The organism is Polynucleobacter sp. AP-Reno-20A-A9 (assembly GCF_018882085.1).
Taxonomy (GTDB): Bacteria; Pseudomonadota; Gammaproteobacteria; order Burkholderiales; family Burkholderiaceae; genus Polynucleobacter.
In genome coordinates this window covers 69083-88181 of sequence record NZ_JACVPB010000003.1, presented here as the reverse complement: position 1 = coordinate 88181, position 19099 = coordinate 69083, and the positions used below count along the sequence as shown (strand labels likewise).

Genomic DNA, 19099 nt, shown 5'->3' with positions numbered 1-19099 from the left:
TTTTATATGAACTACTGGATCATTTCCGCAGCAACTTCTAGAGCCATTATGCAATTCCTTAGGGCTCAATATGAGTGGGGTGAACTCGGGGTTTATGACTAGGGAGGGGGAGAAAAAAGAGGGGTTGAGAGGGGGCTTATAGCCCCAAAACAACAAAAATAGCCTCATTTCTGCGGTTTTTACATATACTGTATAAACATACAGTATATTAATGACTATGACGCAAGCAATGAACTCCGCAAAAGCAACCCTAAGCCAGGCACCACAAGCCTTGGCCGGTCATTTTGCCGCCTATGAGCTCAAGCTCCTAAGCCACCGGATATCAGCTGGGTTCCCTAGTCCAGCGGCAGATTACGCCGAAGATGGCCTAGATTTAAACCATTACCTCGTCCAGAACAAGCCAGCCACCTTCATGTTTACCGTGAAAGGGGATTCAATGTTGGGTGCGGGGATTTGCGATGGCGACAAGGTCGTGGTCGATAAGGCCCTTAAGCCAAAACATAAAGATATCGTAGTTGCTGTAGTGGATAGCGAGTACACCATCAAGCGCCTTTATCAGTTGCGTGGCCGCATTGAGCTTCAACCGGAAAATCCAAACTATCAACCCATTACCTTTAATGAAGGCAGCGAGCTGCAAATCTGGGGTGTAGTGGTCGGGGTAGTGCGCAAGTACAGCAATGCCAGTGGCAGAAATGGGAAGTGAGATGAATATCCAAAACACTTCAAATTCTCTCTTCGCACTGGTGGATGTAAACAACTTCTATGTTTCTTGTGAGCGTGTATTTCAGCCTAAGCTAGAAGAGGTGCCGATGGTGGTGCTCTCCAATAACGATGGTTGTGCTGTAGCGCGTAGTGCTGAAGTCAAGGCGCTTGGCGTGAAGATGGGAACACCTTGGTTTCAGATGAAAGATCTTGCTAAGAAGCATGGCATTCAGGCTTACTCATCCAATTACACCTTATATGGCGATATGAGTAGTCGCGTAGTCCAGGTACTCAGAGGGTTCACCCCAAACCTAGAGGTTTACAGCATCGACGAGAGTTTCTTGCAAATCGAAACCGTCTTAAAACAGTATCAGGACACAATTGAACTGGGTCAAAAGATCAAGCAACAAGTGAAAGATACTACTGGCTTGCCAGTCTGTGTGGGCATTGGTGCCAGCAAGACCTTAGCAAAACTTGCCAACCATCTGGCCAAGAAACACAAGCAGTTCGCTGGCGTGTGTGATGTCAATGCTATGGCCAAAGAAGAGCTCTACCAGTGGATGAGTGAGACCGAAGTGGGTGAAGTTTGGGGTGTTGGTAAACAAATCGCCAAAAAACTTAAAGCCCAAAGCATTCAGAGTGTGTTTGACCTTTTGCAAGCCTCACCACAAACCATGCGTCAACAGTTTGGGGTAGTGATGGAGCGTCTCTGTTATGAGTTGCGCGGTACATCCTGCTTGCAACTAGAAGAAGTGGCGCCAGCCAAACAGCAAATTATTGCCTCACGTAGTTTTGGAAAGCTGGTTACTAGTCAAGCAGAGTTGGCTGAATCGGTTGCTACCCATGTAGCACGTGCCGCTGAAAAGCTCAGAACCCAAAATAGCACTACGGGCGCGCTCACTGTGTTTATTCAGACCAATCCGTTTAAGCAAAACGAGCCACAGTATCATCAAAGCGTCACGATTCCATTAGCGGATCCAACAGATAACACTCTGACCTTAACCAATGCAGCATTGGCAGGCCTCAAGCAAATCTATCAAGCCAACTTCCGCTACAAGAAGGCGGGCGTCATCCTCAATCTGATTAGCGATAAGCCAACAGCTCAGCAATCCTTGTTTGAGGATATCGAGACTAAAGGTAAGTCTGCTCATTTGATGAAAGCGGTAGATGAGATCAACACGCGCTTTGGCAATGCATTCATCAGATCTGCGGCCGCAGGAACCAATGGCACTAAAGAAGAGTGGCAGATGAGATCAAACAATCGGTCGCCGAACTACACCACGAGGTGGGATGAGTTACCGGTAGCCAGGTAAAAAATTCAGTAACAAATTAATTAGCAAATAACAAGTAATAACGCATAAAGGAGAAGCAAATGGACTTACTAAACAACTTCAACGGAATTTCTCTCGTAGCTATCATGGTTTTGTCTTACTGCGCAGTATTGAAAAATACTAAGCGTCATGAAAGCGCAACAAAACAAGTCTTTAATCGTAAATATCAGTAAAGAACAAGCAGTAGGCCTGGAAGGGGAATAAGGAAATCACGGATTCCTTATTCCCTTATTCTTTTTAGGCGGCCTTTAGTTCAAGCTTAATTCTCTTTCCCAGGGCAGTCGCTGCACTGGCTAGTGTAATTAATGTGAGGCTGGTGTCGCTTTCATCAAGCAGGCGATTTAAAGCTGCGCGACTGGTATGCATTTTCTTAGCCATAGAGGTTTTGGTGATTTGTTGTTTCTCCATTTCACGCTCAATTTGCCAGGCTATGAAACGTTTTACTGCTACGGCAGTTGAGTGTTCGAGCAGGGATTCTTCTTTTAAGAATTCGTCAAAATTGCTGCCAATATGCTTTTTCTTCATACCGATCTCCTTAACTGCTTTACTCTAGTTTTTGCTAAATCTAAATCTTGCTTGGGTGTCTTTTGCTGTTTCTTGATAAATCCATGAATCAATATCATGATGTTGTTCTCTAGTACAAAAAGAACTCTCGCAATACCACCACTGAGTCTGCACCGAATCTCCCAAATTTCGCCATCAATGTGTCTGACAAGAGGCATTCCAAGAGGCCAGCCAAATTGAACGGTTTTAATATCCTCACCTATTCGCTTTTTATCCTTGACAGTCTGCAATTGAAGCCAATTTCTAACGGGCTCGTTATTTGTTTCTGTTTTAAAAAAACGCACTTCTAGTATGGGGGTCTTCATCCATATAGCGTACCAATAATGATACACATATTACATCAGGAATTACTGAATTTGATGTAGGAAGATTTAGCCTGTCAAATGGGCGGGTTGATGGGGTGCTACAAGGCTTGATTAATTGGCTTCTAAAGCTTTGCGCAAATAACCAGAGACATTGTCTTGGCGTAGTAGCCATTGCTTGTAATCACTGGGCACTTGGCTAATGAGCTCACCCTTATGTTTGCCATAAGGCATGGTCTTTGGAATTCTGGCTTTCTCGGACATCTCCCATAAAGCATCCAAAGAAACGGGGTGTAACTTATCGATAATCTGAGCAACAATTTTTGAGCAGATCCATACATCGGCTAAGGCGCTATGCGCATTGCGCAGTTGATCTCTAGCAGTATTGCGTTCAAAGTAATAGAGCAGAGCGCTTTGCGTGTGACTATCTAAATCAGGCCACAGACTACGCGCCAGTGCCAAAGTGCAAATGCGCTTGACCTCAGGACTGCCAATCGCAACCCAATCAAAATCAATATTGTGGCCAATGAGATATTTAGTTCCGGCCGGCAATCTAAAAGAGCTGCTTGCGGGACAGTTGATCAATTCCTCATCCATGATGTGATGAGTGGCAAGTGCACCTAGGCTAATAGGCTTACCTGGGTTGTAACGTTGAACCCAAGGATTGCCCACTTCAAATGGATTAAGGGAGGTGACATCTAATGAAGCAGCTTCAATAATGACGGCATCGTTTTTATCGGTTGCTTCTACATCAAAAATAATGGCTTGGGGCATAGGGGTCTATTGGGATTGAATCATACTATTGTGCCTCGAATTAAGTTGCTCAATTGATATTGAATAAAAGCCACATACCCAAAACCATATTAATTGCTCGTTTTTTACGGAGATCGCTTGTGGGTAGGCGTTGGTTTATCATCAATTTATCGCTTATTCACTCATATTTAATCCAAGGAAGTATCGTGAAATCACTATTGGCAATCGTATTAGCGTCCATTTTTTCCATGGCATTTGCCCAGCAAAAAATAGCCATCATTCAAACAGATCAAATGCAGCAGGCAATTGCTCGCGGTGCGATTATTTGGGATGTACGCGATGAAAAAAGTTACTTAGATGGCCACATCCCAGGTGCGATTAATATTGGTGAGATCGGTAATGTACTGCGGGACCCAAATAAAGAAGACTACATCCCTGCAGAACAAATTCAAAAGATTTTTAACGCTGCTGGTTTAGATGTAAATAAAGATGTTGTGGTTTATGGCGCACGCGGCAATCCATATACTTATTTTGGCCTTTACACCATTAATTATTTTGGTGGAAAGGACGCGCAGATTTACCATGATGGTATTGATGGCTGGAAACAAGCTGGCCTACCAATTCAAAAAGAGCGCCAAACTTTACCACCAGTATCGGTAGTGCTAGTACCGCAGCCTCAATTGGTTGTTAGTAATGAGGAGATGCTCAAGCTTGCCCAGTCGAAATCCGTGCAAATCATTGATGCCAGAACGCCCGACGAGTTCTCGGGTAAGGATGTGCGGACGATTCGGGGTGGCCATATTCCCAATGCCACCAATATCCCCTTCGAGGACAATTGGCAAGACCCAGCAACTGCGATCAAGCTAGGCAAGAAACAAGTTGCCGATAACTCTGGCATGGCGCTAAAAAATCAAACAGATCTAAAAAAACTGTATGCCAATCTCGATCCTGATAAAGAAACCGTGGTCTATTGCCAAAGTGGTGTGCGGGCTTCTGAGACTGCCACAGTGCTGAAGTCTTTGGGCTTTAAGAAGGTCAAGGTATACGACTCTTCATGGCTGGGCTGGGGTAACAACCTCAAAGCGCCAGTTGCCGATGAGACTTTCTTAAACGTTGGTGCGCTTAATGCAAAGATGACTGCAATGCAAAATAAAATCAATCAGCTAGAAGAGGCTTTAAAAAATAAAAACAACTGATGCAATTTAAATAGAGGCTCAATTCTTGGTGGAGGTAATGCTGCACCAAGATTGCTCTCTTCTTACGCTTAAATCATCCGGACTCACTATTTATCGTCATCTAAAACCTCTACGCTGAATCTTTCTACATAGAGGGGATCAGCTTTGCGAGTGTCTATTGAGTGTTCCCATAAACAGCTGCAGTTATTCAGAATCTCGCTGGATGCACGAACTGTTCTGGTTTTGCTGATTATTTGGATAATTTGGGGAATTTTCAGGGTTCTGAAGATCTTCTGAATTCCTGGAGGAGGGTGGATGAGCCAAACCCCCGGCACTGGCAGAAATTGGGTTTGGCTGCTTCGTTCCCGAATTTGTGTGAAAACCCATACAGCATAGGGCTTATATGTTAATTAAGTTTTTTTAAAAAGGCAATTTTAATCTCTCAAAGACCTAAATTTCGTTGATAAGTGACACAGTTAGGTGACACAGGCAGACAAATCTTTTTATCCCCACAAAGCGGTTTTGCTTCTTCATATTGGAATATCGAACCCCCACCCATCCCGCACCCGCCTAAATACAGATAAGACCTCTAATATATATGGATCAGGATTTTGTAACCACATCACAAAATTCATGAGGTCATGTCAAATATTTGACTCTAGGCTAAAGACCTGCTGCGGCAAGTAATTCCGATGCCTTAATTTTGAGGGTTTTGGCAATTTTGCTTAGATTCATGATGGCTACGTTATGCTCGCCTCTCTCGATACCACCCATATAACTACGGTCAATACCAATTTCGTTGGCTAATGCCTCTTGGGAGAGGCCGTTTTCTAGTCTAATTGCCCTGATGGTTTTGCCTAGGGCAACAAGTTGCTTTGAGCCGCTATAGGTCGGAGAGGGTTTTGCCATAAGGGAGATATTTCCCTATTGACGTATTTAAAACCACGGGAGATGATACCCAAATAAATATATTTCTTACAAGGGATGGTCATGCAAAAAAACTTATTAATAGGAGTTTTCTCGTTGATGCTATTTGGGTGCGCCTCAAATGCTGAAATTGCCCAGAGGACTTGCAGAAATGCTGGACTTCAGATTGGTACCAATGAATATGCGTCTTGCTATGTGTCAGCAATTAATCGAGAGCAGCAAAAGGGGATGGCCTTAATGGGTATGGGTACCTCAATGATGGGCAGTGGGGGTGGTAGCTCAGCTCCTGCGATAAGAAACTACAACATCGGGGGCAGGAATTACACATGTACAACACAGGGAAATTACACCAGCTGTAACTAACTGATGGCACTTAAAACACCTATTGGTAGATTGAAGCTTATGCATTAAAGGGGAAAAGATGTTTGGTTTATTTAAAAAAGAGATGGGTTGGGAGGATGTAGAGTTTGTCTTTATTGCTTCTGCTGCAGAGATGAATAAAAGACTATCATCAGCAATGAGTGCGGATAGTATTTTGGGAAAAATCAATGAGACACTGCGCCTTGGGAAGATTAAGCTTTCCCCTTCGCAGGAAAGGGCGGTTACGTCTGCTTGTGCAGTAATGGCGCTCAGTAGCGAATTGCGTAATTCATTAAAGAAAATTACTAATAATGACGGATCAATTAATGAATTCGAATTCTCGAAGCTAGTTAAGGAGCTGCCAAGTCACGGAATATTTTTTAGAGATACACCCACAATGTCCGACATTCATAAGAGTATATTTGGCAACTAGATTGTTGTGCATTCAAATTAGCTCGATATGACTCGAATCTCTTCATATAAATATTATGAGTGCCCCAGATGTGGGCAGGGACATATTCAACCAATTTATGATTTGATTGATCTTAGAGGCCCTGTCCCAAAAATTCAGATGCCAGTTGATATGGTGGTGTGTCAACGATGTTCAATTCGAATGCCATTGAGTGAATTTCTGCATATTGGAATTAAAGATAACCCCAGGAGAAATTACGGCGCTTGGAAGTCTTTTGTGTCGTTGGCGACTGGCGTAAAACCTGAGCCCAGACCGATGGATTTATACCCTTTTTTAAGTGATAAACCCTTTGACCCTGTGATCGAGGAAGATGCATTTAAAAGATTTGGCATGAAACCAGAACAATACCCAGCTTGGTTTAAATCACTCCAAACAATTGGGAATTTGAAATAAAGTCTCCATAAGCTTTAATTTCTATAATTAAATGTCTGATTAAAGATAGAATGTCCTTGAATTTCCCCATCATTCAAGGAGTTACGAGTGAACATAAAAACACCAATTCTAGAGTTGGATTTTAGTAAAAGACTTGAAATACGAATTAATAATGAGCAACCAGTGATGCTTGCTGACTTAACTGTTGCGCTTTTAGGGGTTTCTCAACAGTTTGAGAAATTTATTGAAAATGAAGTGGGCAAGGGCGATGAAATAGGTAGCGGGTTATTTGTTAAAGAAGTTAGATCTGGATCGATAGTTGTTGAGCTTGTAGCTCAATCGTTACCATTAGTTTCACTTTTATGGTCCAGTGGCTCGCTGGGAGAATGGTTAAATTATTCGAAATCAGTAATTGATTGGCTGAGTGGCAAAGCTTCTATCGCCCCCAAAAATATTACCAAGCAAGATTTACGCCAATGGAATGATATTTTAGAGCCGGTTGCAAAAGATCAGGGCTCTCAGATGGTGCTTTCGGTATCTGGCGATAACAATAAAATTCAACAGATATTTGTATCTTCTTCCGAAGCAAATGCCGTGCAAAATAGAATTCGTCGTGAAATTGAATTGATGGATGAGCCTGATAATAGCGTTCACCGAAAGTGTGTTATGACATGGTATCAAGCTAAGTTTGACAATAGCTCGGATACAGGAAATAAAGCGATTATTGAAGCAATTTCAGACTCCCCAATTAAAGTTATCTTTGAGAATAATGCTGTAAAAAGAGCAATGATGGCTGGAAGTGAAAAATTTTCCAAGCCGTGGCATGAATTGGCATACATAGTCGACGTAAAAGTTCAAACAATTAAAGGTCAACCAAAGGTCTACACCATCATGAACTACTATGATGAGGATACTTTTGATCCCGAGGCCTAGACCATATGACGGCTCAACTATGCAAGCTACTTAAGGGTGATTTTGAGGAGCGCTTGTACGAGGCGGCATATAAAAATCTGAGGGATTTTTCTAATCCATTACGTTTTAATAATTTTTCTTATGCCTTGAGAGAATTGATTCGCCATCTCAATATGAGATTAGCCCCCGATCAAAATGTGTTGAAATCGAGTTGGTATGCAAATGTGACGGGAAAAAAGTGTGGCATAAGCAGGGGTCAACGAGCTTACTACATTGTTCAGGGTGGAATTTCGGATGAGTACATACAAAATGTATTGGGCATCCAAACAATATCAATGCATAGAAGGCTCATAAAGGCGATTGATGAATTAAGTAAATTTACTCATATTCAGCCCGAGACGTTTTCAATAGATTGTGATCGGGTCAATGATTTAGTTTTGGAGATTGAAGGTGCAATTAATGGATGGTGTACCGCTATTGCAGAGTGTCGATATGAGCTCATTGAATCAGTGATTGAAAAAGTTGATATGATTTTGATCAACCAAACCATATCTGAAACTATTGAATCAATTGATAGACTTGCACCGCATCATAGTATCGATGAGCTCTATGTTGATGGGGTGGAGATAGTCTCCATTGATCATGAGAGACTTATTTTTCAGGCGACAGGGATAATTACTGCTGAATTGCAATGGGGATCTAACTCTAACGTGCGTAAGGGTGATGGAATTCTGATGTTTGATGAATTTTCATTTAAATGCCAATTGTTTAGCGATGTAGCCAGTCCCGTTAGCTTGACTTTAATGGACGACACTTTCGTGGTTGATACTTCAGCATGGAATGATTACGACGACTCTTTCTAGGGCTTCAATCCTAGAGCGGCCGCTAACTGATTCAACTCGGCAAACTTCTTTTTTCTCTCAGCTTTAGCCTCAAGGGTTTCACTGCCATCTTTCCAGTGAGCGGCACGAATTCTATCTTTGCCCTCTTGGGTTTTAGGGCCTGTGCTATAGCCACCATGATGACCGCATACCGCTTTGCCTTTTAAGGCTGGTTTTGAGCATTGGAGTTTGGTTCTGGATGACCGTGCCTTGCATCTGCGACATACAATCTTGCCGCCTGCAGTTATCAATATAGGTTCTGGGTTTTGAATTTGACTCATATGGCAAGACCATTTAGGGGGTCGTTCAGGGTGGAATGACGGGGTTTCGTCAAAGTCATGACCGTATTGCCCCCTAGGCAGCTAATACATACCTGTCCTATGCGGGGTAATCGTCCCGCTAGGGACGTAAGGGTATTTATCCCACATAAGTGATTGTTTTTATTGTGGAAAATGTGGGGTTTTCGGGGGTATTTTATGTACTTCTTATGCATATGTTAAGTTGCTGAAAAGATTGAGAAAAGTGTGGGGCAACCAGTCTTGTGGTGTACCCCACTGCCTATCTAGTTAGGGTGTACAGGCAACCAGAACCTCACGAACTTGACCCGCTAACTTGTGTAAATTCTTTTCTTCGGTTGTTGGTGGACGTCTTTCGATAAGGCCTTCTTCAAGCATTGCATCAATAGCTGCTCGCACTTTGGTATCGGATGCATTTAGTACGCCATCTTTACCTGCCATATCCCTTAACCTGCGCTCAGAAATACCCCCATGTCTTTTGCGTAACTCACGCAAAATCTTATCTTGGAGGTCGCTAATTCCCTTAGCTTGAAATAGGCTCTTAGAGTGAAGATAAACAGGCTCTAGTAAGGCTACATCCCAATCTGGCATGTAAACTCTTTTCAGCCAATACCCACCCCCAGTGCGTGCATAGTTAGCCTTAACATTTTCCAATCTTACATATTCAGTGCGTTCAGATGAGGGTACATGGTGAGTTTTTGCTTCGTCATCACGCATAGTCCACATCATGAAGCTTGCACGGCTATTGTCAACAAATGCTGAAGAGCCTGCAATATCACCCGAGTTCATTTCATCCCCCTTTTTTGCCATGACCGATTTAGGGCTGTGGGCTAATAAAAAGACAGCTGCTCCTGTTTCTTTGGCGATATGCGTTAGGACCCGTGTAAGTTGGGTTACATCCTCCGCATCATTTGGATCGCCACCGAGTACCAATCGCGCATGGTCAAAGACAATAATTCTTAAAGGGGATCCAGACCATGCTGCATGTTCTTGTGCCATCTGAGTGACTTTGTTGCCTAAGATGGTGGCTTGCACATTACCATCTGTTTTTTGGGTTAGACGCATATCAATTCCAGCGGCACCAAAGCATTTAACTCTTTTTTGCACAAGCTTAGGGTCTGCGTGCATATAAGAACATATTGCTCCGATCCTTCTGTCTCGTTCGGCTTTATCTTCCTCGCCTAAAAAAAGCAATGACGTACCTTCTGCAACTTGAATATGCCCTAAATCTTTACCGCAAGCAGAGGCAATGGCCATTTGCAAAGCGAGCATTGTTTTAGATACGCCACCAGAGCCACCAAGAACGCACATCGTACCCATGGGAACTTGATCGGAAAAAACATAGCTACGCTTTGGGGGTGGCATGGCTTGTATTTCGAGGTCACCTTCTGATTGCTTGAAAAATGTATACATTGAAATTGGAGATTGTGTGCTTCCTAATTCATTACCTAGTTCTCGACTTTGATGTTGATATCGACTGCAAATATCCAAGATTTCGGCGTGATCTAACGGAGGAGAAAATTGGGCTTTATTCAGCGCCATTGCTAGAGCCACAATCTCATCTTCTTTAAAACCCCGCCCACGTAAATGCCCAACGTATCGAAGCATCATCTCATTTCTGTTGCCCTCACTTATGGCGGAGTTAGGTAGCTGAAATGTAGGTCTGTTTATTGAAGTTAGGGTCTCAATAATTGTGTCTGTTGATCGGCTTCTCGTAGCGGGGCAGTCATTCAAAACTTTATCCACATCTAGAGGCATACCATTGTGACGAATGATTTCGGAGGTAGTTACAGGTGTGAAGATGGGTTGAGTTGCTCGATAAACAGATGTGTCAAACTTAATTTTGCCAATACCTATCTCAGATTCAATATGCATTTGCATTGCTCGTCCAAGTTGCTCTCCTTCTTCGGGTTCTGTAGCTCTGTTAAGAGCGAGTATTGCTCTCGCTCTGGGCGCACCCTCTGAGTGAGAGGCAGTTGTGTATATGAGGCAGTCATAGGCGCGCAATAACTCACAGACTTGGTCAAATATCTCTGGGCTTTCAAACCCATCGAAATCAAAGGGTAAAAACTGACGTGGCAAACCATAGTTTTTTAGGCGCCAATTAGCAATGCCCAAATATTCCGCTGGCTTTTCATAATGAATGCCTTCAGAGAGAGGAGAGCATATATAGGTTAGCCCTTTGCGAGAGCTTTTATCGTTGGCAATAGCTTCAGCAAAATTACTAAAACTATCCGCTACCATTTGAGCCGGTGCGTTATCAAACATATCAGTACCACGGGAATATAGGAAAGACATTTTTTAATCTCCAAAACACTATTAAGAATGTTGGAGATCGAGATACAAATAGCAGACCCCCAACGCTGTTGGAGACCATTTTTTTGTAGCTGCTGTGCTTGTTGGAGCATTAGCATGCTGGCCTGTTTCTATGCGCATTGCATTCTGGGACTGCCATCCCCTACAACGGTCTGTGCAATACCGCCGCACATGCACATTTTAATTTACATTTATAACCCATGCTGAAATGCGTGCAACGTGTTGCTTTTACCCAAATTTTTTTGCTCGTTAACATGGATGGCGCAAGGAATTTTCTGATAATTTAGCTTTTCAATGGCGTTTTTAAGGGTGTTTAGTGTTCTGTGTGTATAGATTTTTGCCCCCGTACTACCTTTAATTTCATGCCCAAGAATTGAGTCAATCACATGTTCTGGAACTTCTGCTTCACCAAGCTGACTTCTGACAGTATGTCTAAAGCAATGAAAGTCTGGGTAACCCGCTAGCCCAATCTGTGCCTTGTATTCCCCAAACCAATTGGAAAAATATCCCCCAGGCTTGTTTTTGCGTTGTTTTAGCTCTGGCCATAATGAATCCCTGCCGAGCGCTTTTATTTTTTCTACATACTCAAGAAATCCAAGCTCTATTAATGCGCTGTGAATAGGGATGGTTCGTTTGCTTGCCAAAGTCTTTAATTGCTGATTGATTCCTAGGTTGGTAATGCAGATCGAGGATATTTCACCCGCACTCAATATATCTACTGTGCGTAATTGCGCTAACTCACTTAATCTAGCTCCTGTATATAGTCCAAGCAGCGGGATCCAGTACGCAGCATCTTTGCCACATCGCCAGTCTTTGGGTAGTTCATATTTCTGAAATAGCGGTTGCCCAAACAGAGTCTGAAGTTCTGCATTGCTCCATGGTCGGCGTTGGTTTGTCGTTTCTTTGAAGAGAATGATTCCTTCCCATGGGTGGCGGCTAATGACTTCCAAATCTCTGTAGGCATATTTAAGTAATGTTTTGACCCATGTAAATCGGTCATAGGCTGTTTTGCTGGAGGTTTTTCGCTCTGGTTCTTGAAGCCACGCCCTAAAGTTATCGCCTTGTGCTCTAGTTAGCAAATGAAGTGGAGGGTTATTAGTCTGCTCCTCATATAAGAGAAGTGCCCGCATACAGGTGTTGATTGCATCATTACTAAGGGGTTTTGATTTAATCCAACGGTCATAGATATCGCGAAGGTAGTATGTGGATGGGATGCCGCTTAGTGGTGCTAAGTTTTTTGTGATTGGCTCCTTGGCCTCAAGAATCTGTGCTCGTTTAATAGCCGCTGCCGTGAGCGCTTCTCGATAGCTGCATGCTCCTAGTGAAATAATGACTTTGCCACTTTTATATTGATGACGCAGTGCGTGAGATAGCGGTAGTGCTACCCGAAGATAGTGAGAGCTTCCACGTTTAAAAATACCATTTGAATGAGCCATGCATTACCCCAGTAAAAAGCAGTTAATGCCTCTGGGTGACACAGCAAAGTGACACAAATCTTTGTTGTCAAAATAAAAACCAACACAAACAAAGACTTATAAATAGGGTGGATGAGCCAAACCCCCGGCACTGGCAGAAATTGGGTTTGGCTGCTTCGTTCCCGACCTGACCAGGTTATCCAACCCACCATGCGGGGAGGCCCATCCAATTCCATTTTAGCTTGTTAGAATGTAAGACATGACAGCATTGGCATTAGCCCGTTCGTGGCGCCCCAAAACCTTCTCTGAATTAGTCGGCCAAGACCATGTGGTTAAGGCCTTAACCCATGCTTTGGATCAGGGTCGCCTGCACCACGCATGGCTCTTTACGGGTACCCGTGGAGTAGGTAAGACCACGATTGCCCGAATTATGGCTAAAGCCCTCAATTGCACGGGATCCGATGGTTCCGGCAAGATGACTTCAGAGCCTTGTGGAAAATGCCCAGCCTGCATGGAAATCGATGCGGGCCGTTTTGTTGACTATATAGAGATGGATGCTGCAAGCAATCGTGGTGTTGATGATATTGCTGCGCTCCTAGAAAAAGCAGCTTACGCACCCAGCAATGCGCGTTATAAGGTCTACATGATTGACGAGGTGCACATGCTCACCAATCATGCCTTTAATGCCATGCTCAAAACTTTGGAAGAGCCGCCAGAGCACGTCAAATTTATTCTGGCGACTACTGACCCACAAAAGATCCCAGTAACTATCTTGTCTCGTTGCTTGCAGTTCAACCTCAAGCAAATGCCAGTACCACTCATCGTTGAGCATTTAGAAAAAGTGCTTGCTGCAGAAAAAGTGGAATGCGAAGTCAATGCCTTGCGTGTTCTTGCCAAGGCAGCTCAAGGTTCAATGCGCGATGCTTTATCGCTAACTGATCAGGCTATTGCCTATGCGGCTGGCAAAGTTAGCGAAGAATCTGTACGTGGCATGCTCGGCACATTAGATGATGCTTATCTCATCCGCATTTTGGATTGTTTGATTGCTAAAGATGGTGCAAGCCTGCTCGCAGTCGCAAACGAAATGGGTGAGCGCAGTATGTCTTTCTCATTAGCATTGCAAGATCTTTCAAGCCTGTTGCAAAAAATTGCAGCAGCGCAAGTTGTTCCAGAATCTGTTTTAGAAGATTGGCCAGAAGCAGGCGAGATTCGTCGTTTAGCTGGCCAGCTCACAAAAGAAGAAGCGCAACTCTTCTATCAAATCACGATTACTAGCCGCCCAGATTTATCGCTGGCACCGGATGAGCAAACTGGCTTTGCCATGACGCTGTTACGTATGTTGGCGTTTCGTCCCGGAAGCAATAGCAGTGGAGGAGGCAATTCTCCTTCAGCACCATCATCTCCATCGGCTCCGCCAGTAAATACTGCTCGTCCAGTGGCCCCGGCTCCAAAAGCATCTGCACCAGCACCTGCTGCAAGAGCAGCTGCGCCTGCCGCTCCAGTATCGACACCGTCAGCACCGGCTGCACAAATTTCCGCAGCCAGTTCTGCCGAGCGTCCTGATTGGCATGCCTTGATGCGTCAGTTACCCGTTAAAGGGATGGTGCAGCAGTTAGCATTCCAGACAGAGTTGCAAGATTGGAGCGATTCACCTGCTGGAGTGCGTGCAACCATCGTTACGCCAATGCCGCAGTTAGCTTCTGACGCTTCTGTTGGCCGTTTGGCTGATGCGCTCACCACTCACTTTGGCAAGCCCGTCAAGATCGTGATTGAGAAGGGCGAAGTAGAAGGCAAGACTGTTGCTAAAGTTGATGCCCAGATTCATCAAGAGAAGAGAGTGAATGCGGAGCAAATGATTGCGGCCGATCCATTTATTCAACAATTAGAAAAAGAGTTTGGTGCCAAGGTAGTTGGCGGTTCTGTGAAACCTCTTTAATTCAATATCAATTTTCATAAATCATAAGTAATACCACTAAGGAAATAAAGCGATGATGAAAGGTGGACTTGCTGGCCTCATGAAACAGGCTCAGCAGATGCAGGAGAAGATGAAAACTGCGCAAGCCGAATTGGCTGCGTTGGAAGTGACTGGCCAAGCGGCTGGTGGTCTGGTTAAAGTAAGCATTTCTGGCAAATACGAACTCAAACGCGTGCAGATTGATCCGGGTGCAATGGACGATCGTGAGATGTTGGAAGACCTCATCGTGACTGCCTACACAGAAGCATTCAAACAGGTGGAAGCGGCAAGTGCCCAGATGATGTCTGGCGCCACTGCTGGTATGCCTATGCCTCCTGGCTTTAAGTTGCCACTCTAAATAAGAACCTGAATATTTAATGGCACGCATAGAAGCTCCTCAAGATGCACTCGGTCGATTGATCGAGGCATTACGCGTTCTGCCTGGGGTAGGCCCCAAGTCAGCGCAGCGCATGGCGTTCTATTTGTTACAACATGACCGTAATGGTGCAGCAGTCCTTGCTCAGTCATTGGGTGAAGCAGTAGAAACTGTTGGACACTGCGCGCGTTGCAATACGTTTTCAGAGACCCAGGTTTGTAGTACTTGTTCCGATGGTCGCCGTGATCCTTCATTGCTGTGCATTGTGGAAACGCCTGCAGACCAGGTGATGGTGGAGCAGACACTCAGTTTCAAAGGTAATTACTTTGTATTGATGGGTCGTCTCTCACCACTCGATGGCATGGGTCCAAACGAAATTGGCTTTGATCGATTGCTCAATCGCATTGAGATTCCCGATACCGGTGTACCGATTCGTGAAGTGGTCTTGGCTACGAATTTCACGAGTGAAGGTGAGGCCACTGCGCATTACATTGGTGAAGTACTCAAGTCGAAAGGTATCAAGGTCACTCGCATCGCGCGAGGTATCCCAGTGGGTGGTGAGCTAGAGTATGTGGATGCCGGCACCTTGGCTCGCGCCTTAATGGATCGCCGCTAATTCTTCTTCGTTCCGGGTGGTGAGTTGTTTTCGGGGCACACCCAAAGACTAATTCGAGCCCAATCTATCAGTGATTGATCCTCGATCTGTCATCTCTAGGACATAAAGACTAGGTAAATTGCCTCTTTTTGGGGATAATTTGGGCTGCACCACCCTTGGGCTTCAATCCCAGGCCGTGAGAGCACAGATTTTTCCTTCAATCTGTTGCCATAACCACTAGGTTTAGCAACCTCATCAGAAATCGTGAATGACCCGCAAGCTTTTGCTCATTCTCTTGTTAAGTTTTGTCACTGCTTCTGTGTATGCACAGCGGGCAGGGTCAGGTGCCGACCAAGTTGCGAGTTTTGCAGAAGCTATTGAGGGCTTGCCAACCGAGGGCGAGGTCCTTGGTTTGCCGGTAAACGTGCATGGTCAAACAACCTATATCAACCAGCGTTATAACAACTTCACATCCTCTTATTCAGGACAAAATAGTTTATCTGACTTAAATTCGATGAGTTATACCTGGTCTGGCACTTTATTTTTTGGTGCACGCTTAGCTCCTAATACCGACATCTACTTCAACCCCGAAGTTGTTTCTGGCGTACCGTTTTCAGGCTTGGTAGGTCTCGCCGGTTTTACCAACGGTGAAGCAACCAAAGCGACTGGGGCTCAAGCAAAGTTTTATTCTGCCCGTGCTTTTTTGCGTCAGACTTTTAATCAGGAGGGCGATAAGATTGTTCTGGAAAACGAAGCCAATCAAATTACCCAAACAGTAAGCAGTAATCGCGTTGTAGTCACCGCCGGTCAGTTTTCTACATTGGATATTTTTGACGACAGTCGTTACGCTAAGGATCCTCGCGTGCAGTTTATGAACTGGGGCAATATGACCTATCTAGCCTATGACTATGCAGCCGATGCGCGTGGCTACAGTACTGGCTTGGCGGGCGAGTGGTACCTGGGTAATTGGGTGATGCGTGCTGGACGTATGCTTGCTCCAAAGACTCCGAATGGTAGAGATCTCAATTGGCAAATCTTTAATACTTACGGCGATCAAGTTGAGGTTGAGCGCCAACATCAAATTGCCGACTTGCCTGGTAAGGTGAGTGTGCTTGCTTATCGCAATAAAATGATCTTGGCGCGTTTTTCTGATGCGACTAATTACGTAATTGCCAACAATGCGCAAGGTACACAAGCCATTAATAATGTGCGCACCAACTATCAATACAAAACGGGTATTGGCATTAATGGTGAGCAAGCATTAACCAAAGATCTCGGGATTTATGGCCGCGCATTTACATCGGATGGGCATACCGAAACCATGTCCTTCACTGAAGCGGATAATTCTTTATCGGTAGGTATGGGACTGAATGGCGAAAGTTGGAGTCGTCCAAAAGATACCGTTGGTATTTCAATGATGCAAAACGGCTTATCAAGCTATCGGAAGAATTACTTACAGTCTGGCGGAGTGTCCTACTTTATTGGTGACTATGCCGGTCCAGGACAGACAATTTCTTATCGTCCAGAGCGTATTGGTGAGGTGTATTACAACGCGACTGTGATTAAAAATGTTCTGGCAGGTTTGAACTTCCAGCACATCAATAATCCGGCCTATAACGCGGCCCGTGGACCTGTAAATATCCTCTCTTTTAGGATCCACGCCGAGTTTTAGGAGTTTTAATGACTTTAGCCATAATTATTATGTTTAGAATCAATAAGATAGCAATTGTCAATAATTCGACTTTTGGCATTTGTCCCCTATAATCCTTAAAACCCTCGGAAACGGTGTTGGACTAGTTCTAAATCCGCATCTGGGGCTATAAAAACAGCATTTTTATTGATTTAGAGGCAGCCGCTTTTGTTGATTCTCGGCAAACACAAAACTAGCGTAGCTACACCGCTCAAAAGAGTGACTCCATTTGCAATGGCAGCCTTTGTTCTTTGCGCCTCTACTTTTTCTATTTCAGCGTTTTCTCAGTCATCTGCAGATAGCGCTCCAGCAAGCGTGACCATTCAGTCTAACGATACTTCATTAGCAGCGCCACCATCCATTGGTGCGCAACTTGGCGCTAGCTCTAAGGCAGCCGAAATGTTTGCTCCAGTCACAAAAGCAAATACTCCAAAAATTTATACCAAGCCTATTGCATCTGGACCAACGGAGATGGATTTGCGCCAGCTTTGGAATGAGCTCAAGGCGAATAATCCGCAATTATCTTCATTGCGTGAGTCTTACTTATCTGCTAAGGCGACTGTTCCACAAATTAATGCGCCAGCCAATCCGCAAGTAGGATTGGTGTGGTCAGGTATGCCGGTGAATTCTCCGCTTGCTTTAGGTGGGGCAAATGCACCATCACAGCAATACCCTGGAGGTATCAGCAGTAACAATGCTATTTCGATTGCGCAACCTTTTCAGTTTCCAGGCAAAAAAAGCTTAGCAGCGAATATTGCCGATACAAATGCAGAGGCTTTATTGGCTCAGTCAGAAGCGACCTATTTGCAGTTAGGTGCGCAGCTTTCCAGTCTTTACTATGGCGCACTCGCCTCACAAAAGCAACTACAGGTTCTTAAAGAGTCTGTCATCCGACTGGAGATGATTAAGAATGTAGCTAAGGCCCGTTATGCGAATAATGCTGCAGCTTATGTTGAGTATCTGAATGCGCAAGTGGCACAAAGTGCTGCTGAAGCCGATCAATTTAATGTTGACCGTCAACTTCAAGTTGCTATCAATAGTATTAATACCTTAGTGGGTCGCCACTCCCGTGAGAAGCTTGTACTCCGTGGTGATGTGCGTCGTGCTATGAATGGTGTACCTACATTAATTGAGCTTGAAGACTATGCTGAAAGCAGTCATCCTGCTTTAAAGAGTTCCGCGCTGCAATTGGATGCTGCACGTAAGGGTGTGGATCTTGCTAAGAAAGCTTATTTGCCAGACTTCCAAGTGATTGGTTCATCTTACACACCGCGTGGTCCATTTTCCGCAAACAATGGCGCACTGTTCTACCAGTTAGAGTTGGATCTCATCATTCCTTTGTATTTCTTTACCAAGGAAAAGTACGGGGTAGAGCAGGCGCAGCGCAATCAAGCAGCTGCTGAGGCGGGCAATATCTCTAATCGTCAGCAAATCGTGCTTGCTGTGAATACTGCTTATGCTGCTTATGAGCAGGCTAAGAATCAAACCCAGTTTTTGAAAGATCGCCAAGTACCACAAGCAGATGCTGCTTACAAGGTAGGATTAATTCAGTATTCCAATAACGGTCAAGGCTTTAATGATTTATTGACGGCACAGACGCAGTTGCGTAATTTAGAGGTGCAACTGGCTTTGGCTGAAGCAAATTTGATGCAATCCCAGGCAGTCTTGCTGGTTTCTGCTGGCAAAGAACCTTTTTAAGGAGTTGT

Annotated in this window: 20 protein-coding genes and 1 other RNA gene; 13 read left to right on the top strand and 8 right to left on the bottom strand. The window is 44.4% G+C overall.

Going from position 1 to position 19099, the window contains the following annotated elements; translation table 11 throughout:
• The first annotated feature begins 211 nt into the window (after nucleotides 1-211).
• Genes ICN39_RS03690 through ICN39_RS11160 form a run of 3 tightly spaced genes read left to right on the top strand, consistent with a single transcriptional unit; the run spans nucleotide 212 to nucleotide 2206 of the window.
• Nucleotides 212-703 carry a LexA family transcriptional regulator gene (locus ICN39_RS03690; RefSeq protein ID WP_216232745.1) on the top strand — a complete coding sequence of 164 codons (492 nt, stop codon included), beginning with the start codon at nucleotides 212-214 and terminating at the stop codon, nucleotides 701-703.
• Nucleotides 678-2015, top strand: coding sequence for a Y-family DNA polymerase (locus tag ICN39_RS03685; RefSeq protein ID WP_255532276.1), 1338 nt, complete (start codon nucleotides 678-680; stop codon nucleotides 2013-2015). Before ICN39_RS03690 ends, ICN39_RS03685 begins: the two co-directional genes overlap by 26 nt.
• A gap of 59 nt (nucleotides 2016-2074) precedes the next feature.
• Nucleotides 2075-2206, top strand: a complete 132-nt coding sequence (locus ICN39_RS11160; RefSeq protein ID WP_255407106.1) for a hypothetical protein — start codon at nucleotides 2075-2077, stop codon at nucleotides 2204-2206.
• A gap of 64 nt (nucleotides 2207-2270) precedes the next feature.
• Here ICN39_RS11160 and ICN39_RS03680 read toward each other — a convergent pair whose 3' ends face one another.
• The 3 genes from ICN39_RS03680 to ICN39_RS03670 form a co-directional block, all read right to left on the bottom strand.
• Nucleotides 2271-2558, bottom strand: a complete 288-nt coding sequence (locus ICN39_RS03680; RefSeq protein ID WP_216232744.1) for an XRE family transcriptional regulator — start codon at nucleotides 2556-2558, stop codon at nucleotides 2271-2273.
• Nucleotides 2555-2881: a type II toxin-antitoxin system RelE/ParE family toxin gene (locus ICN39_RS03675; protein ID WP_370623669.1), complete on the bottom strand. Its 327-nt coding sequence runs from the start codon at nucleotides 2879-2881 to the stop codon at nucleotides 2555-2557. The genes ICN39_RS03680 and ICN39_RS03675 overlap by 4 nt, the downstream gene beginning before the upstream one ends.
• A gap of 132 nt (nucleotides 2882-3013) precedes the next feature.
• A complete protein-coding gene (locus ICN39_RS03670; RefSeq protein ID WP_215363095.1) occupies nucleotides 3014-3673 on the bottom strand; it encodes a putative quorum-sensing-regulated virulence factor in 660 nt (219 codons plus the stop codon).
• A 185-nt stretch (nucleotides 3674-3858) separates the two neighbouring features.
• Here ICN39_RS03670 and ICN39_RS03665 point away from each other — a divergent pair, with 185 nt between their 5' ends.
• Nucleotides 3859-4848: a sulfurtransferase gene (locus ICN39_RS03665; RefSeq protein ID WP_215363097.1), complete on the top strand. Its 990-nt coding sequence runs from the start codon at nucleotides 3859-3861 to the stop codon at nucleotides 4846-4848.
• Nucleotides 4849-5490: 642 nt separating this feature from the next.
• On the opposite strand, the gene ICN39_RS03660 is transcribed toward ICN39_RS03665, so the two are convergent.
• Nucleotides 5491-5736, bottom strand: coding sequence for a helix-turn-helix domain-containing protein (locus ICN39_RS03660; RefSeq protein ID WP_216232742.1), 246 nt, complete (start codon nucleotides 5734-5736; stop codon nucleotides 5491-5493).
• Between the two features lie 439 nt (nucleotides 5737-6175).
• Between ICN39_RS03660 and ICN39_RS03655 the strand changes: the two genes are divergently transcribed.
• The 4 genes from ICN39_RS03655 to ICN39_RS03640 all read left to right on the top strand — a co-directional run bounded on the left by ICN39_RS03655 (nucleotide 6176) and on the right by ICN39_RS03640 (nucleotide 8733).
• On the top strand, nucleotides 6176-6547 hold the full coding sequence (locus tag ICN39_RS03655) for a hypothetical protein (protein ID WP_216232741.1): 372 nt from the start codon (nucleotides 6176-6178) through the stop codon (nucleotides 6545-6547).
• Nucleotides 6548-6574: 27 nt separating this feature from the next.
• Entirely contained in the window at nucleotides 6575-6979 is a 405-nt protein-coding gene (locus ICN39_RS03650) for a hypothetical protein (RefSeq protein WP_216232740.1), read from the top strand.
• Nucleotides 6980-7066: 87 nt separating this feature from the next.
• Entirely contained in the window at nucleotides 7067-7891 is an 825-nt protein-coding gene (locus ICN39_RS03645; RefSeq protein WP_216232739.1) for a hypothetical protein, read from the top strand.
• A 5-nt stretch (nucleotides 7892-7896) separates the two neighbouring features.
• On the top strand, nucleotides 7897-8733 hold the full coding sequence (locus ICN39_RS03640; RefSeq protein WP_216232738.1) for a hypothetical protein: 837 nt from the start codon (nucleotides 7897-7899) through the stop codon (nucleotides 8731-8733).
• Here ICN39_RS03640 and ICN39_RS03635 read toward each other — a convergent pair.
• The 4 genes from ICN39_RS03635 to ffs form a co-directional block, all read right to left on the bottom strand.
• The gene (locus ICN39_RS03635; protein WP_216232737.1) at nucleotides 8730-9032 is read right to left on the bottom strand and encodes an HGGxSTG domain-containing protein; all 303 of its coding nucleotides are present in this window, start codon (nucleotides 9030-9032) and stop codon (nucleotides 8730-8732) included. The genes ICN39_RS03640 and ICN39_RS03635 overlap by 4 nt on opposite strands.
• A 285-nt stretch (nucleotides 9033-9317) precedes the next feature.
• Nucleotides 9318-11345, bottom strand: coding sequence for an AAA family ATPase (locus tag ICN39_RS03630; RefSeq protein ID WP_216232736.1), 2028 nt, complete (start codon nucleotides 11343-11345; stop codon nucleotides 9318-9320).
• Between the two features lie 209 nt (nucleotides 11346-11554).
• The gene (locus tag ICN39_RS03625; RefSeq protein WP_216232735.1) at nucleotides 11555-12799 is read right to left on the bottom strand and encodes a site-specific integrase; all 1245 of its coding nucleotides are present in this window, start codon (nucleotides 12797-12799) and stop codon (nucleotides 11555-11557) included.
• 107 nt (nucleotides 12800-12906) lie between these two features.
• Nucleotides 12907-13005: signal recognition particle sRNA small type (ffs, locus tag ICN39_RS03620), an RNA gene on the bottom strand.
• A gap of 32 nt (nucleotides 13006-13037) precedes the next feature.
• Between ffs and dnaX the strand changes: the two genes are divergently transcribed.
• From dnaX to ICN39_RS03595, 5 genes are all read left to right on the top strand, one after another.
• Nucleotides 13038-14714, top strand: coding sequence for a DNA polymerase III subunit gamma/tau (gene dnaX, locus ICN39_RS03615; protein WP_216232734.1), 1677 nt, complete (start codon nucleotides 13038-13040; stop codon nucleotides 14712-14714).
• 52 nt (nucleotides 14715-14766) lie between these two features.
• Entirely contained in the window at nucleotides 14767-15090 is a 324-nt protein-coding gene (locus ICN39_RS03610; RefSeq protein ID WP_216232733.1) for a YbaB/EbfC family nucleoid-associated protein, read from the top strand.
• Nucleotides 15091-15109: 19 nt separating this feature from the next.
• Complete coding sequence (gene recR / locus ICN39_RS03605) at nucleotides 15110-15724, top strand: recombination mediator RecR (RefSeq protein WP_215321826.1); 615 nt, start codon at nucleotides 15110-15112, stop codon at nucleotides 15722-15724.
• 247 nt (nucleotides 15725-15971) lie between these two features.
• Nucleotides 15972-17375, top strand: coding sequence for a carbohydrate porin (locus ICN39_RS03600; RefSeq protein WP_216232732.1), 1404 nt, complete (start codon nucleotides 15972-15974; stop codon nucleotides 17373-17375).
• Nucleotides 17376-17627: 252 nt separating this feature from the next.
• On the top strand, nucleotides 17628-19091 hold the full coding sequence (locus ICN39_RS03595; RefSeq protein ID WP_255532275.1) for a TolC family protein: 1464 nt from the start codon (nucleotides 17628-17630) through the stop codon (nucleotides 19089-19091).
• The last annotated feature ends 8 nt before the right edge of the window (nucleotides 19092-19099 follow it).

Bases quoted from the DNA above. Each gene is read 5' to 3' on its own strand.
- ICN39_RS03690 (WP_216232745.1), top strand. From the start codon at position 212: ATGACTATGACGCAAGCAATGAACTCCGCAAAAGCAACCCTAAGCCAG.
- ICN39_RS03625 (WP_216232735.1), bottom strand. From the start codon at position 12,799: ATGGCTCATTCAAATGGTATTTTTAAACGTGGAAGCTCTCACTATCTT.
- ICN39_RS03685 (WP_255532276.1), top strand. From the start codon at position 678: ATGCCAGTGGCAGAAATGGGAAGTGAGATGAATATCCAAAACACTTCA.
- ICN39_RS03640 (WP_216232738.1), top strand. From the start codon at position 7,897: ATGACGGCTCAACTATGCAAGCTACTTAAGGGTGATTTTGAGGAGCGC.
- ICN39_RS03610 (WP_216232733.1), top strand. From the start codon at position 14,767: ATGATGAAAGGTGGACTTGCTGGCCTCATGAAACAGGCTCAGCAGATG.
- ICN39_RS03650 (WP_216232740.1), top strand. From the start codon at position 6,575: ATGACTCGAATCTCTTCATATAAATATTATGAGTGCCCCAGATGTGGG.
- ICN39_RS03630 (WP_216232736.1), bottom strand. From the start codon at position 11,345: ATGTCTTTCCTATATTCCCGTGGTACTGATATGTTTGATAACGCACCG.
- ICN39_RS03670 (WP_215363095.1), bottom strand. From the start codon at position 3,673: ATGCCCCAAGCCATTATTTTTGATGTAGAAGCAACCGATAAAAACGAT.
- ICN39_RS03655 (WP_216232741.1), top strand. From the start codon at position 6,176: ATGTTTGGTTTATTTAAAAAAGAGATGGGTTGGGAGGATGTAGAGTTT.
- dnaX (WP_216232734.1), top strand. From the start codon at position 13,038: ATGACAGCATTGGCATTAGCCCGTTCGTGGCGCCCCAAAACCTTCTCT.
- ICN39_RS03660 (WP_216232742.1), bottom strand. From the start codon at position 5,736: ATGGCAAAACCCTCTCCGACCTATAGCGGCTCAAAGCAACTTGTTGCC.
- ICN39_RS03680 (WP_216232744.1), bottom strand. From the start codon at position 2,558: ATGAAGAAAAAGCATATTGGCAGCAATTTTGACGAATTCTTAAAAGAA.
- ICN39_RS03595 (WP_255532275.1), top strand. From the start codon at position 17,628: ATGGCAGCCTTTGTTCTTTGCGCCTCTACTTTTTCTATTTCAGCGTTT.
- recR (WP_215321826.1), top strand. From the start codon at position 15,110: ATGGCACGCATAGAAGCTCCTCAAGATGCACTCGGTCGATTGATCGAG.
- ICN39_RS11160 (WP_255407106.1), top strand. From the start codon at position 2,075: ATGGACTTACTAAACAACTTCAACGGAATTTCTCTCGTAGCTATCATG.
- ICN39_RS03600 (WP_216232732.1), top strand. From the start codon at position 15,972: ATGACCCGCAAGCTTTTGCTCATTCTCTTGTTAAGTTTTGTCACTGCT.
- ICN39_RS03635 (WP_216232737.1), bottom strand. From the start codon at position 9,032: ATGAGTCAAATTCAAAACCCAGAACCTATATTGATAACTGCAGGCGGC.